This is a genomic window from Erythrobacter donghaensis (genome assembly GCF_001557325.1).
Lineage (GTDB): Bacteria > Pseudomonadota > Alphaproteobacteria > Sphingomonadales > Sphingomonadaceae > Erythrobacter > Erythrobacter donghaensis_B.
The window spans coordinates 1-758 of the sequence record NZ_LSJS01000010.1; the positions used below are offsets into that span (position 1 = coordinate 1).

Below are 758 nucleotides of genomic sequence, written 5' to 3' on the forward strand. Positions count from 1 at the left end.
TCTCGGATGGCAGTCATGAGAGCGTATATCGGGGCCCGTTCTATGTCGTGACCCCAAGTAGGCGATTGTGCGGAGGCCCAGAGCGAAGGGAGACCCTAGCGGTCGCTAGCGCTGATCGCGCGTCCTCAAGCATCGCGCGTTCTTTCGGGCTAAACCGGCGACCGCTTGCACCGCGCGCGAGCTGGATGGTTTTGGCGGCCGACTGCAAGGGCCCGGCTTGTGATGCGAGGAACCCCACAACGGCCCCCGCGCGCGGATCGGTGGTGCGCAGAACATCGTCATCAGGTCTGGACGCCTGATCCGAGCGGCCATCGTCGCGAGCGCCGGCATCCCGAACGAAGGTGCGCCAAGCGATGTCGACGAGCGCGAGATCGATCGCGCGGCGCACCTTGGGCGCGAGCTGCGGCATTCGGCCATGGAGCAGGCCGGTGATCCAGAAAAGGTCCGCTTCGTCCACCCAGCATCCGTATGCTAGATTTTGGCCAAAATCTAGCAGGCTCTTGGACGGTTCCGAATGTCACTTACCATAATCGAGGCTTATGGTAAGAGCGCCTTTGGGGCAGAGGCGAATTACCCGCTTTTTCCCTTATATCCTCGGCGACATGACTTGGCTCGCGGCGCTGATGGAATGGAGAATGCCACATGGTGGGGAGCGGAGGGCACCCGAGCGCCATTCAACTGTGAGCGCTTGACCGTCTGGTTGGTAAGCGTCCGGCCAGCCACGAGTTGCGCGGTCGGCGCTGGACGGTGAAGGACGG

General features: G+C 62.7%; 1 protein-coding gene. It reads right to left on the bottom strand.

The window, feature by feature from the left end; translation table 11 throughout:
- Window positions 1-40: 40 nt before the first annotated feature.
- Window positions 41-457, bottom strand: a complete 417-nt coding sequence (locus AX692_RS00210; protein ID WP_073977506.1) for a hypothetical protein — start codon at window positions 455-457, stop codon at window positions 41-43.
- Between the last annotated feature and the right edge of the window lie 301 nt (window positions 458-758).